At 34.7% G+C, this 14,762-nt stretch carries 9 protein-coding genes; 8 read left to right on the forward strand and 1 reads right to left on the reverse strand.

Annotated elements, in window-relative coordinates:
* Positions 1–270: 270 nt before the first annotated feature.
* Positions 271–2,025 (reverse strand): excinuclease ABC subunit C, encoded by a 1,755-nt coding sequence (locus CIT01_00605; GenBank protein ID AXV36801.1) that lies wholly within the window; start codon positions 2,023–2,025, stop codon positions 271–273.
* 258 nt (positions 2,026–2,283) lie between these two features.
* Here CIT01_00605 and CIT01_00610 point away from each other — a divergent pair, with 258 nt between their 5' ends.
* The 8 genes from CIT01_00610 to CIT01_00645 all read left to right on the forward strand — a co-directional run bounded on the left by CIT01_00610 (position 2,284) and on the right by CIT01_00645 (position 14,752).
* The gene (locus tag CIT01_00610; protein AXV36802.1) at positions 2,284–4,236 is read left to right on the forward strand and encodes an excinuclease ABC subunit B; all 1,953 of its coding nucleotides are present in this window, start codon (positions 2,284–2,286) and stop codon (positions 4,234–4,236) included.
* Positions 4,236–7,145 carry an excinuclease ABC subunit A gene (locus CIT01_00615; GenBank protein ID AXV36803.1) on the forward strand — a complete coding sequence of 970 codons (2,910 nt, stop codon included), beginning with the start codon at positions 4,236–4,238 and terminating at the stop codon, positions 7,143–7,145. The genes CIT01_00610 and CIT01_00615 overlap by 1 nt, the downstream gene beginning before the upstream one ends.
* A 309-nt stretch (positions 7,146–7,454) precedes the next feature.
* On the forward strand, positions 7,455–8,513 hold the full coding sequence (locus tag CIT01_00620; GenBank protein AXV36804.1) for a two-component sensor histidine kinase: 1,059 nt from the start codon (positions 7,455–7,457) through the stop codon (positions 8,511–8,513).
* A gap of 54 nt (positions 8,514–8,567) precedes the next feature.
* Positions 8,568–9,002 (forward strand): two-component system response regulator, encoded by a 435-nt coding sequence (locus CIT01_00625; GenBank protein AXV36805.1) that lies wholly within the window; start codon positions 8,568–8,570, stop codon positions 9,000–9,002.
* Positions 9,003–9,007: 5 nt separating this feature from the next.
* Positions 9,008–11,155: a hypothetical protein gene (locus CIT01_00630; GenBank protein AXV36806.1), complete on the forward strand. Its 2,148-nt coding sequence runs from the start codon at positions 9,008–9,010 to the stop codon at positions 11,153–11,155.
* A gap of 68 nt (positions 11,156–11,223) precedes the next feature.
* Positions 11,224–12,087, forward strand: a complete 864-nt coding sequence (locus tag CIT01_00635; protein ID AXV36807.1) for a response regulator — start codon at positions 11,224–11,226, stop codon at positions 12,085–12,087.
* An 83-nt stretch (positions 12,088–12,170) separates the two neighbouring features.
* Positions 12,171–13,355: a hypothetical protein gene (locus CIT01_00640; protein AXV36808.1), complete on the forward strand. Its 1,185-nt coding sequence runs from the start codon at positions 12,171–12,173 to the stop codon at positions 13,353–13,355.
* Positions 13,356–13,684: 329 nt separating this feature from the next.
* Positions 13,685–14,752 (forward strand): hypothetical protein, encoded by a 1,068-nt coding sequence (locus CIT01_00645; GenBank protein AXV36809.1) that lies wholly within the window; start codon positions 13,685–13,687, stop codon positions 14,750–14,752.
* Positions 14,753–14,762: the final 10 nt, after the last annotated feature.

Consider the following 14,762-nt stretch of genomic DNA (forward strand, 5'->3'; position numbering starts at 1 on the left):
ATCCCCTATAATATTACAACATTACACTAAGTTATATCACTATTTATTATTAAGTTTAACTTATTCTTTAAAGCATTATTTATTATTAAGTTTAACCTATTTATGTTTTAATATGATTATTTAAAATCTAACTAATAAATTGAGTCCCATGTAGTATTATACTTGATTAATAATCATGATTAATTCAAATAAATTATTTAAACATATAAAAAAAGGTACAACTAATTTTTAAATTTATTAACTAAAAACCAATATTTATTGAAGATTTACTTAATGAAAATGGTTATAAATATCTTTAGCTACCCTGCTATTGATACTGTCAACTTCCATTAATTGATTGACCCCTGCCTTTTTAATATTTTTTAAACTCCCAAAGTGTTTTAAAAGTTTCATTTTACGTTTTTGACCTATTCCTTTTATTTTGTCAAGTTCTGATTCGGATATCTTTTTAGATCTTAATTTTCTATGGTAACTGATGGCAAAGCGGTGGGCTTCGTCCCTAATTCTCTGCAATAAAAGTAATACTTGGGAACGAGGAGGCAATATAATAGGATCTAGATTTCCTGGGAGAAAAATGTGTTCAAATTCTTTGGCCAAACCCATGACTGGAATTTCAATATTTAAAGAGTTAAATACACTTAACGCTACATTTAACTGGCCCTTACCACCATCTACTATAACCAGATCTGGATATTCTGATTTTTCCAGTTTTAATTTTTCATATCTACGCCTTAAAACTTCTCTCATCATAGCATAATCATCAGGACCTTTTGTTTCTATTTTATATTTACGATAACTGCTTTTTTCAGGAACACCATTCTTGAATACTACCATAGATGCCACTGGTTCCTTTCCAGCTATATTAGATATGTCAAATGCTTCTATACTTCGAGGCAGCTTTGGTAATTTAAGATACTTCTTAAGATCAAGTAATGTGTTTTTAAACTCTTTTTTCTGAATCTTGATTACCTCGGCATTTTTAACCACCATTCTCATTAACCGGTATTCTACTCCTTCAACAGGTACCTTCAATTTGACTGATTCACCCCTGCGTTCTGATAACCATTCAGTTATCAAATCATGGTCATAAACCACATTTTGAAGTAGGATCTCGCCAGGTATGTACCGGGGGTTGGAGTAGAACTGTTTTATGAATGCAGATAATACCTTTTCTGGTGGCGTATTTTCAATACCATTCATTATAAAATCATCTTTACCTGTGATTTTTCCATCCCTTATTGAAAAAACCACTATATATGCAGTTTTGCTCTCATATGCTCCGGCAATTACATCCTGATCCAGTTTATTGGTGAAGGATACTTTCTGTTTCTCCATAATCTCTTTAATAGAATCAATCTGATCTCTTAGTACTGCGGCCTTTTCAAATTCATGATTTGCACTGGCATCATCCATCATCTCCTGAAGATGCTGGATTATTTCCTGATATTTCCCCTGGAAAAAAAGATTAATTTGATGGATAATCTCATTGTAATAGTCCTTGGATATCTTCCCATCACAGGGCGCATCGCAGATCTTTATTTGATAATTTAGACAGGGCCCATCCATTTTTTTGCAGTCTCTAATTTTAAAAAGAGATTTAATGAATTTTATAGTTTTTCTAACAGCCATAACATCAGTAAACGGGCCGTAATAATGTGATCCATCGTCAGTCACATTCCTGCTGATTAAAATACGAGGATAATCTTCATTGGTTATTTTTATGTAGGGGTACCTTTTGTCATCTTTTAGTCGCACATTGTATCGGGGGCGGTACTTTTTAATCAGATTAGCTTCTAATATCAGTGCTTCTTTTTCTGTATCTGTTAAGATGTATTCTAAACTGTGGAAATGTTTCATCAAGGTGCGTGTCTTTGGTGTATCATAAGTATCCTTGAAGTAGGATTTTACTCGTTTTTTGAGTGATATGGCCTTTCCAACATAGATCACATCATCTTGTTCATTTTTCATTATGTAAACACCGGTTTTATCCGGTAAACTATTAGGGTCCTGGGTTTGAAATGACATTTTAATCTTTAAAGGTATTTGTTAAGTTAAATGGGATATTAAAGGTTTAAAAGGTTTCCCTAATACCCACTTTTTAATGGAAATTAATTGATCATTATACGAATGATTGAAAATTGAAAAATTTATATATTAGTTTGTAGAAACTATGTTTATTATTTTTGATATATTATAATAAAATTAGAATTTAATAATGATATACTTTTTATAAAAAATATTAGAACAAACGACAATATACTTTGTTTTTCTATGAGGATTAAAATGGGAGAATTTAAACTCAGATCAAATTATAAACCATTAGGGGATCAACCAAAAGCAATAAAATCACTTGTAAACGGATTAAAGAAGGGATACCGTGATCAAACTCTTTTAGGAGTAACTGGTTCAGGTAAAACTTTCACCATGGCCAATGTTATTGAGAAAATCCAGAAGCCTACTCTAGTTATTTCTCACAACAAAACACTGGCTGCCCAGTTGTACGAGGAATTTAAAGAATTTTTTCCAGATAATGCAGTTGAGTACTTTGTAAGCTACTACGATTATTATCAACCTGAAGCTTACGTACCTCAAACCGACACCTACATTGACAAGGAAGCTTCTATTAATGACGAAATTGACCAGATGCGCCATTCTACAACCCAGTCTCTCTTATCTAGGGACGATGTCATAGTTGTATCCAGTGTTTCCTGTATCTACGGTTTAGGAGCACCTGAAGATTATGGAGAATTTTTACTCACTATTGATGTGGGAAGCAGTATTGATCGGGACGAAATACTGGCCCAACTGGTGAAGATGCAGTATGACCGAAATGATATAGACTTCAGCCGTGGAAAGTTTAGAGTGAGAGGAGATGTAATTGATATTAACCCAATACACGGCAGCAAACCTATTAGATTGGAGCTTTTTGGTGATGAAGTAGATTCTATCTCCCTTATAGATCCATTAAAAAATAAGTCCACAAGAAAAATGGAAAGAATCACTATTTTCCCTGCTAAGCATTTTGTAACATCTGCAGATAAGATGAAAAATGCCATTAAATTAATTGAAGAAGAATTAGAAGATCGTCTTCTTGTTTTAAAATCACAAAATAAACTGGTAGAGGCTCAAAGATTGGAGCAAAGAACCCGATTTGATGTGGAAATGTTAAAAGAAATGGGTTACTGCCAGGGAATTGAAAACTATTCACTATATATGAGTGGACGTAAATGGGGGAGCATGCCTTACACCCTCCTTAAATACTTCCCTGATGATTATTTGACTATCATTGATGAATCACACGTGACCGTTCCTCAGATCAGAGGAATGTATGCTGGGGACAAGGCCCGGAAAGATACATTGATTGATTATGGTTTTCGGCTGCCATCTGCAGGTGAAAATCGTCCTTTAAAGTTTGAAGAATTTGATAGTTTGATTAATCAAATTATATATGTTTCTGCCACCCCCGCAGACTACGAAATAGGAAAAAGTAAGAATCACGTGGAACAGATTATCCGGCCCACTGGTCTGGTAGACCCGGAGGTCATTGTTAGACCTGTGACTAACCAGGTGGATGACCTCTTACACGAAGTTAAAAATAGGGTGAAAAATAATCAGAGAACCCTTATAACCACCTTAACCAAGAGAATGGCAGAAGATCTGACTGAATACTATGCCAAGGTAGGAGTGAAGGTGAGATATCTCCACTCAGAAATAGATACTTTGGAGAGAATAGAAATAATTGATGATTTAAGAAGAGGAGAATTTGACTGCCTGGTAGGAGTAAACCTCTTAAGGGAAGGTTTAGACCTGCCGGAGGTTTCCCTGGTTGGAATTCTTGATGCAGACAAGGAAGGTTTTCTGCGCTCTAAAACATCCCTTATACAGACCATTGGAAGAGCAGCAAGAAATGTGGACGGACAGGTATTAGTATATGCAGATAATATCACTGAATCTGTAAGATCAGCAGTGGACATAACCAACAAGAGACGTAAGCTGCAGATGGAATACAACAAAACCCACGGTATTATACCGAAAAATGTGGTCCGTTCCATCAAAGAAAAGGATAAAAAAGAAGAAATAGATATAAAGAACATTGGAAAGATTCCTAAAGATGAATTGGATATTTTGATAAATGATTTAGAAAATGATATGAAAGATGCGGCTGCACAGCTGGATTTTGAAACAGCTGCTAAAATTAGAGATAAAATTCTCACATTAAAAGGAGTTTCAGAGTAATGACTGATAAGAAAGGAAATATTTTATTGAAAGGGGCCCGTGAACACAACCTTAAGAATATTGATTTAACTATTCCCCGGGATAAATTCGTGGTTATAACTGGAATCAGTGGTTCTGGTAAATCATCTCTGGCATTTGACACCATCTATGCTGAAGGACAGCGTAGATACGTGGAATCATTATCAGCCTATGCCCGGCAGTTTTTAGGGCAGATGAAAAAACCCGAGATCGATTATATTGAAGGGTTATCCCCTGCAATTTCTATTGACCAAAAAACCACCAAGATGAATCCCCGGTCCACAGTTGGTACTGTAACCGAAATCTACGATTATTTACGACTATTATATGCCCGTGTAGGGATACCTCACTGTTATCAATGTGGTCGAGAAATATCCCAGCAAACAGCTGGACAGATCGTTGATAACATTGTGCAGGAAGAAGAAGGTACAAAAATACAGGTCTTAGCACCGGTAGTAAAAGATCGAAAAGGAGAACACCAGAAAATATTCGAAGATCTCCGTAAAAAAGGATTTGTAAGGGTACGGGTTGACGGTGAGATATCTGATCTGGAATCTGAATTCAAACTGGATAAAAACCGGAAACACAGCATAGAGGTCGTGGTAGATCGATTAATCATAAGACCAGATGAAGACTTTAAAAGACGTTTAGCCGACTCTCTGGAAACTGCACTGGAACTTGGTGAAGGACTGGTTATAATTCACTACTTCTTAAATGATAACTCTAAAGAAAAGATATTCAGCGAACATTTTGCCTGTACTGACTGTGGGATTAACTTCGAAGAGATTAGTCCCCGAATGTTCTCATTTAACAGTCCCCATGGGGCCTGCCCTGAATGTAACGGTCTGGGATCAAAACTGGAAATTGACACAGAACTGGTGGTACCAGATCCTGAATTATCTCTTAATGAAGGGGCAATCCTGCCGTGGAGTAAGTCAAAAAATAGGGACAACTACTACCATCAGATGTTAAAGGCTGTGGCCCAACACTATGGATTTAGTATGGATACTCCATTTAAGGATCTGAATGAAAAATATCAGAATATTATCCTCTACGGTTCTTCAGATAGGATTGAATTTGAATTTAAAAGAAGAAACAGAGTACATCGAGTCCGAAGAAGATTTGAAGGTGTGGTTAAGCGTATGGAACGGATTTACATGGAAACTAAATCTAATTATATGCGTAGCTACGTGGGTCAGTTCATGAGCGACCGTAACTGTCCTGTGTGTGATGGGACCCGTCTTAGGCCTGAAAGTCGTTCAGTGACTGTTGGTGGAAAATCAATATCTGAAGTTGTGGAAATGCCTATAAAAACTTCTAAAAAATTCTTTGATAATTTGAAACTTCAGGATCGGGATCTTTTCATAGCAAAAGAGGTTTTAAAAGAGATAAAAGAACGTCTTAAATTTTTGGCAAATGTGGGATTGGATTATATAACTTTACACCGTTCATCCGGAACTCTTTCTGGTGGAGAAGCTCAAAGAATAAGATTGGCCACCCAGATCGGATCAGGACTGGTAGGTGTACTTTATATTTTAGATGAACCCAGCATCGGACTGCACCAGAGAGATAATATGAGACTGATTGACACCCTTAAAAGATTAAGGGATATTGGAAATACCCTCATAGTGGTTGAACACGATGAAGAAACAATTCTGTCCGCTGATCATGTGGTGGATATTGGTCCTGGAGCAGGAGAACATGGGGGACATGTTATTGCAACTGGAAATCCCCTTGAAATAATGGAAAATCCCCAATCCATTACAGGTAAATACTTATCAAAAGAGGAAACTATTGAAACCCCAACTACACGTAGAAAACCAAATGGAAATCATTTAAAGGTGGTTGGAGCAGAGCATAACAATCTAAAATCCATTGACGTGGAGATACCTTTAGGTGTTTTCACCTGTATCACTGGTGTTTCTGGTTCAGGAAAAAGTACATTAATTAACGACGTACTCTATAAAGGTCTGTATGGTGAATTAAACCATAAACATGTGAATCCTGGTAAATATGAAGATATTCAAGGTTTAGAAAATATTGACAAAGTTATAATTATTGATCAATCTGCCATAGGGCGTACTCCCCGTTCTAATCCAGCCACCTATACTGGAGTATTTACTTACATTAGGGAAATCTTTGCAGAAACACAGGAATCTAAAAAAAGAGGTTATAAACCTGGACGGTTCAGTTTCAATGTTAAAGGTGGTAGATGTGAGGCTTGTACTGGGGACGGTATCAAAAAAATTGAGATGCACTTTTTAGCAGATGTGTACGTACCCTGCGAAGTTTGTAAAGGTAAAAGATACAACCGGGAAACTCTTGACATACGCTACAAGGGCAAAAATATTGCAGAAGTATTGGATATGACTGTAGAGGAAGCTTTACATTTCTTTGAAAACATTCCCCGTATCAAGAAGAAATTACAAACCTTAGACGATGTAGGATTAGGCTACATAAAACTGGGACAATCTGCAACCACTCTTTCAGGTGGAGAAGCTCAAAGGGTAAAACTTACCAAGGAGTTGAGCAAGCAGAGCACTGGAAAGACATTATATATTCTGGATGAACCAACCACCGGACTGCACTTTGCAGATATTAAGAAGCTATTAGATGTACTGGGGAGGCTTACTGACTCAGGTAACACAGTAGTGGTAATTGAACATAACTTAGATGTTATAAAGACTGCTGATTATATTATAGACTTAGGTCCTGAAGGTGGGGATGGTGGAGGACTGGTTGTGGCTCAAGGAACCCCAGAGGAAGTTTCATTAAGCGGCACTTACACTGGTGATTTTCTAAAAGAGGTTTTAGAAGAAGGGTCTATTTCCTTTGACCGGAAAACACCAGCTACAAAATCTGCATCTGAGCCGGTTATTGACAATAAGTAAGAAATCAAGGATTTTTTTACTAGTTAGATTATGAGTAACTTGTAAGTTTGATCATAATCTTTTTTTATATTTTTTAGTTGATTTTCTGGGGGATATCTATTTTTCAATAAAATAGTTTTTAAAATATACTTTTTAATAAGTTATTCTAAAAATTAAATGATTAAATCATATTACTTCAATTTGTTTCTATCAATAATATGAATAAACCAGATAAGATGCTTATACTATTCTGAAACTATATTAAATCTCGCAATAGATATGATAAAAAATATATGTAAGAGTATGATATAATATAGATTGTGATAAAATATGACATCTATTTTTAAGGGCCGAACACGAAATGATTTATTTATTGTATTATTGCTGTTTACAGCTGTATTTCTAATTTACTATCTTAATATTTTACCTGTAAAAAACACTTTTTTTAATCAATTACTGCTTTTTCCTTTAGTTTTAGCAACCAGCAACCGCAAACGATTCATATGGTCTATACCTATAATTATTGGATTAATATTGATCATTATCCAGCCTATTTTCAGCACCTTTGGAGTATCAGTTACCGACGATCTATTCCGTTTAATTCTTTTGATGGTAGTAATCCTGATGGTGGCTCTCTTAGTTGAAAGAATTGAAAAAGTGAGAAGTTTAAGGAGTTTGAATGACAAACTAAAAAAGCAGACGAAAATGTTAGAAGATGCTAATGAAGAACTGGAAGCATTTGCTTATTCAGTTTCACATGATCTAAGAGTTCCCCTGAGAGCTATTGACGGCTTTTCACGTATAATAGTAGAGGATTATCAGGACAAACTGGATGAAGAGGGAATTAGACTCCTAAACATAGTCCGGGAAAATACTCACAAAATGGGCCAGTTAATAGATGATATTTTGATGCTTTCCCGTGCTAGTCGTCAGGAAATGAAAATATCCAAGATAGATATGGTGGCTCTTGTTAATAATGTTTATGATGAAGTTAAACAAGGTATGGAAGATAGAAATATTGAATTGAAGGTAGGGTCTCTGCCCAATGCTTATGGGGATCGTGCATTGTTAAGCCAGGTCCTCAGTAATTTACTTTCTAACTCCATAAAATTCACCAGTAACCAGGAAAAAGGGATTATTGAAGTTGGCTACCAAGATGGTGTGAATGAAAATATTTACTATGTGAGGGATAATGGCGCTGGTTTTGACATGAAATATGTTAATAAATTATTTGGATTATTTCAAAGATTACACGGCCCTGAAGAATTTGAAGGTACAGGAGTAGGTTTATCCATTGTTCAACGTATAATAAGAAGACATGAAGGACGTGTATGGGGCGAAGGAGAAGTGGATAAAGGAGCCACAATTTACTTTACTCTTCCTAAATAATATTCTTAAATTAACTCTAAATATTTTATTATTAGAATAGAAGGAGGTACATATATGGATGAAATTGATATTTTACTGGTTGAAGATAACCCCACCGATGCAGAACTGACTATGCGGGCTTTAAAAAGAAAGAATTTGGTTAATAAATTAGTATGGGTTAAAGATGGTGCAGAAGCTCTAGATTTAATTTTTGGAAAAGGTAAATATTCTGATAGAGATATAAACGAATTCCCACGTTTAATACTCTTAGACTTGAGGATGCCTAAAGTAGACGGTTTAGAAGTTCTCCAAACCATAAAAGCTGATGAACGTACCCGCAAAATACCGGTAGTTGTTCTAACTTCATCTAAAGAAGACAGGGATATTGTGGAAAGCTACAAGTTAGGAGTAAATAGTTACGTTAGTAAGCCAGTTGAATTTGATGAATTCATTGACGCTGTATCAACCCTTGGATTTTATTGGATGCTTATAAACAACCCTCCTGAGTAAGAAATATGGCTGATTTAACTAGAATCTTAATACTGGAAGATGTTCTCTTGGATGCTGAATTAATGGAGAGAGAACTTAAAAAAGAAGGACTCAATTTTGAGTCACTCATAGTTGACAGCAGGGAAGATTACATAAAAGGGTTAGAAGAGTTTAAACCAGATTTAATCCTGGCCGATCATTCCCTCCCCCAATTTGATGGTTTATCTGCATTAAAAATAAAAAAGGAAATATTTCCAAACACCCCCTTCCTATTTGTAAGTGGAAAAATAGGGGAAGAATTTGCAGTTGAAATGCTAAAAGAGGGCGCAACAGATTATGTTCTAAAAAATAACTTACTAAAACTGGGTCCTGCTGTCAAAAGAGCTTTAAAAGAAGCTGAAGAATACAAAGCCCATCAAATTGCCGAAACTTCCCTTTTAGAAAGTGAAGAGAAATATCGTGCATTGTTTGAAAGGTCCATAAACCCCATACTAGTTCTTGATGAAAATGGTTACTGTATTGACCTTAATAGATCTGCACGGGAGTTTTTTGAAAATCCAAACATGCAATTAAAAAACCAGTATATTAATGATCTTTTAATTTTTGATATGGATTTAAATTATAATAATGACTTTTGGAAAACAGGAGGTTCCTTTGAAGCTAATTATTCCACAGATAGTAAGATTAAATATTTGGATATATCATTTAATCCTGTTAAAATAAAAAATAGTCTTATTATATTTGGTATTGCCAAAGATGTGACCAGCCAGAAAAAAGCAGAAATATCACTTAAAGAAAAAGAAGAAGAATACCGACTTTTAATAGAAAATCAGACCGATTACATCATAAAATTCGATTTAGATGGTCTTTTAAGGTTTGTTAGTCCATCATATTGTGAAATACTGGGGAGAATTGAAGAAGAACTTTTAGGAAAAAGTTTCATACCTTTACTACATGAAGAAGACCGTCATAAAACCGACAAAGCCATTGACTTATTATACAAACCGCCCTACACATCCTACATAGAACAGAGGGTTCAAACTAAAAATGGATGGCGATGGATTGCATGGGCCTATAAATCAATAGTTGATGATAATAACAAAGTTACTGGTTTTGTGGGTGTTGGTAGAGATATACATGATCAAAAAATGGCTCAAGAAGCTTTAAAAGAATCCGAAAGTAAATATAGATCCATATTTGAGAATACTGGTGCAATGACCATGATTTTTGATGAAAACATGGACATTTCCCTGGTAAACTCTGAATTTGAAAAATTTTCCGGTTACTTGAAAAAGGAGATTCAAGGACTAAAAAATGTTTCCGATTTTGTAGTCAGAGAAGATCTTTCCAGAATAAAGGGTTATCACCGTCTGCAGAGGATTAATCCTGATGCAATACCAAAAAATTATGAAGTTCAACTGGTAAATAGAAAAGGCGAAGTTAAAGAGTTCTTTGCAACATTTGACATGATACCCGGTACCAGGAAAGGAATAATATCATTCATGGATATTACTGACCGTAAAGTTGCAGAGAATAAAATTAAAAAATCCTTAAGAGAAAAAGAGATTTTATTAAGGGAAATACACCACCGGGTTAAAAATAATTTACAGATTATATCAACTCTGCTGGAACTTCAATGTGATCAGATTAAGGATGAAGAAGTAATGGAACTATACCGTGAAAGTGAGAACCGTATACAGTCCATAGCACTTATTCATGAAAATCTTTATCAGTCAGATGATCTGGCCAGTATCCAGATTGATGAATATATCAATAATTTACTAAATGATCTAATGAATTCCTATGGAATAGAATCGAGTGTAAACCTTAACATTGACGTGGATAAAATAACCCTGGGAATTGAAACCGCCATTCCCTGCGGTCTGATTATTAATGAGTTGGTATCAAACTCACTAAAATATGCATTTCCTAATGGAACTTCGGGAAATATTTACTTAAGCTTAAAAGAAAAAGATGATGGGACGTTCAAACTTTTAATTAGCGATGATGGATCTGCTTTCCCTTCAGATTTTGAAGAGAAAAAAAATCGGACTTTAGGATTGCAACTGGTTAATAACTTAGTTAAACAGCTTGACGGAGACCTAGATTTTAATAAGGAAAAAAAAGAATTTAAAATTAACTTTAAGGAATTGACTTATAAAAAAAGGATTTAATACATTAAATCGGGAAAAATAAAGATTATTATACTAAATATTTATTGATCTTAACTAGGGGATATCAAATGGCCAATGAAAAAATACTGGTAGTAGAAGACGAAAGCATTGTTGCAATGGGTATAAAACATAAGCTGGAAAATCTTGGATATGAAGTAGTAGACACAGTATTATCTGGAGAAGATGCAGTTATAAGAGCAAAAACCTTAAAACCTGATTTGATACTAATGGATATTGTATTAAAGGGAGAAATGGACGGTATTGATGCTGCTAATCAGATCAAGAAACTTTTTGATATTCCAATAATCTATTTAACTGCCTATTCTGATGAAGAAATGTTGGAACGGGCCAGAGTAACTGAACCCTATGGGTACATTCTTAAACCTTTCAAAAAAAGTGAACTCAATGCAAATATAAAGATGGCCATCTACAAACATCAAGGAGAGAAAAAACAGCGCGAAATAATTAAAAATAATTTATTAGCTGATTTTTACGATTTTATTTTAGGGGCCATACCAACTTCCACCACCTCCAGTGACAAAGAAATGCGGGAAATGCTGAAGAAAATATTTGAACAACGTGTAGATGATGATTTAAAGGAGCAATTTGATGAACGCCTGGAATTATTAGAACTGGACGAAAACAGTGCAACTGAAGACCTTTTAAATGCATACACCTCCTGGATAACTGATCTATATTCAGAGTTTGGTATTGAAACTCAATTTACCCCCAAAGAATCCCGCTGTTATCTGGAACTTTTAAACTGTCCCTGGATAGAAGATGCCAAGAAAAATCCCATATTCTGTCTAAACTGCCAGGCCATGATAAGTCGAAGTTATGATTGGAGCCAGCTTGAGGGGGAGGTAATTAGAAAATCCACCATAGCAGATGGATCACCCACCTGCATGTTTCAGGTGAAAATATCAGAGTAATATTACTTAATCATTCTAAGGGTCATTATTAATTCTAAAATAATCTAAATAAATATTATAATAACTGATACCCGGTCTTTTACATGAATAAAAGAGGAACAGCAAATCTACCTTTACACGGAGGCCATGCCCCCCGCTGGCTTTTTCAACGGATGGTTAAACTAGCGGGAGCTATTTCTGAATCAATTCTCTATGAATACGGATCAGATGAATTTCTAAGAAGGATTTCCGATCCACACTGGTTTCAGGCCTTTTCCTGTGTTCTGGGTTTTGACTGGCACTCATCAGGTACCACAACTACAACTTGTGGTGCTCTAAAAACCGCTATAAAACCTGAAGAACATGGAATAATGGTAGCTGGAGGTAAGGGCCGTGCTTCCAGGAAAACATTAGATGAAATTGAAATGATAGGTGATTCTTTTTCCCTGTCACCCCTTAAAATAGATGAACTAATCTATAACAGCCGAATCTCTGCCAAAATTGATAATTCCTGTATACAGGATGGTTATAATCTGTACCATCATTCTTTTATTTTCACAGAAAAGGGTGAATGGGCCGTAATTCAGCAGGGATTAAACACTGAAGATAAGTATGCCCGTAGATATCACTGGCTTTCTGAACTTGTGGAAGATCCAATAGATGAACCCCACCAGGCAATTGCCTGTGACCAACATCAAGTAAATACCCTGAATATGACCTCACATGAAAGTGAGAAGTGTAGAGATATCAGCGTTGATTTGATCTGTGATAATCCTGAACATTTAAGATCCTATTTTAAATCGAAAGATAGTGCCCAAACACTTTTAACTGATTATTTTAATAATACAGAAAGTCCAGATTCAATTGATACTCGTAACCAGTTTGAAATTCCTAATTTTAAAAATCATAATGCCCAACTACATATGCCTAAGCATCATCCAGTTCTGGATATGGATCTAAGTTCCAGAGAATTCCAGGTCTTGAAGGATGCTTGGGAGATTCAGCCCCAGAATTATGAAGAGTTAATTTCACTTAAGGGTATTGGGCCTAAAAAGATCCGGGCTCTGGCTTTAATATCTGATCTGGTGTATGGTTCTGCACCCAGTTGGAAGGATCCTGTGAAATACAGTTTCACCCACGGAGGAAAAGATGGGTATCCATACCCTGTTAATAGGGAAGTTTATGATAATTCTATACAAACCCTTAAAGATGCTTTGGATGAGGCTAAATTGGATAAAAAAGAGAGATATCAGGCCATAAAAAGGCTTGAAACTTTGATTTGCCATTAAATACGTTATGTTCATAGTTATTTTTTTATTTTTTAAATTAATAACAGCAAACTTTTAAGGAGTGATTATCTAAACTTTCACCGAAAAGAACCTATAAATATTAATTTTTCAATTGTTTTTACTATTAATCCTAAATATTTTTAATGTATTATTAATCTACTCACTTTATTGAATTAAATATCTACATCTTACTAAATTCAAAATAAATTTAGTGTTGTTATTAGTAAAAGAAAAAATCAATTAATATTGTATAGAAAATATTAAATTTATATGAATCTAATTATTGATTAATATAAGTTTCAAGTTATAAAATTTGTAGGAGTTAATCAATGGGGTTTTCTCGGGAAGTTAAAGAAAATTTACTTGTTGCTTGTCACAGACGTTGCTGTATTTGTCATAAAAGTACGGGTATTAAAATTGAAGTACACCATATTATTCCAACTTCAAAAGGAGGACCTGACACAGAAGAAAACGGTATTCCTCTCTGTTTTGATTGTCATGCTGAAGTATGCGCATATAATCCCAATCACCCAAAGGGCAACAAATTTAGTCATTCAGAGCTTAGAAGACACAAAGAACAATGGTTTAAAATATGTCAAAATGGACTTTATCCGTTAAATAAACCTTCTCAAAAACCCGGGAAAATTTCCCATGTGGGAATCAGAAGCTTTGAAAGAGGGGCTGGATATATGCCTAATGAAACTGAGAAGATGTTATGTTTAACCGACTTTTTCAATGAAAAACAAATTAAAGACGATAATAATTGGAATGGAGAAATATTTAATAAATTAAAAGAATTTACAAAAGAACTTTCACCAAAATTTGAGTATAGATTACATTTGGAAACACACTTATCGATAGCTTTTGTCATAGGTTATTTATTAGACTCTAAATCCGGAATTGAGATATATCCTATGCAAAAATCAAGAGGAAAAAAGGATTGGTCCCCTGAAGGAGATTATACTAAAAAATACACCAAATTAGAAAAAAATATAGAAATTTTATCTAATGATCCAAAAGATGTAGTGTTGGTTATAGGGATTACACATAACATTTTAGAAGAAGTCAAGAAATACATCAATACTAATCAAATTCAAGCCTCGAAGATTATCAAATGCAATGTAGAAGGATATGTAGGCAATAATGCAATAATAGATGGTACACATGCTATAGAACTTGTAAATAGTCTTTCAACTATATTAAATGAAAGGAGGGATACGCATGAAAAAAGAAACACACTTCACATTTTTGCGGCCTGTCCAGTAGGTTTCATATTTTATTTAGGCCAGATCTCAAGAATTTTTGGAAAAATTAAATTATATGAATATGATAGTGAGGATTTTGTTTATTCACCTTCATTTAAATTGCCAACACATGATAATGTTACTAAAAATTAAAAAAGGGGGA

It is taken from the genome of Methanobacterium sp. BRmetb2 (assembly GCA_003491285.1).
In the GTDB taxonomy this organism is placed as follows: Archaea; Methanobacteriota; Methanobacteria; order Methanobacteriales; family Methanobacteriaceae; genus UBA117.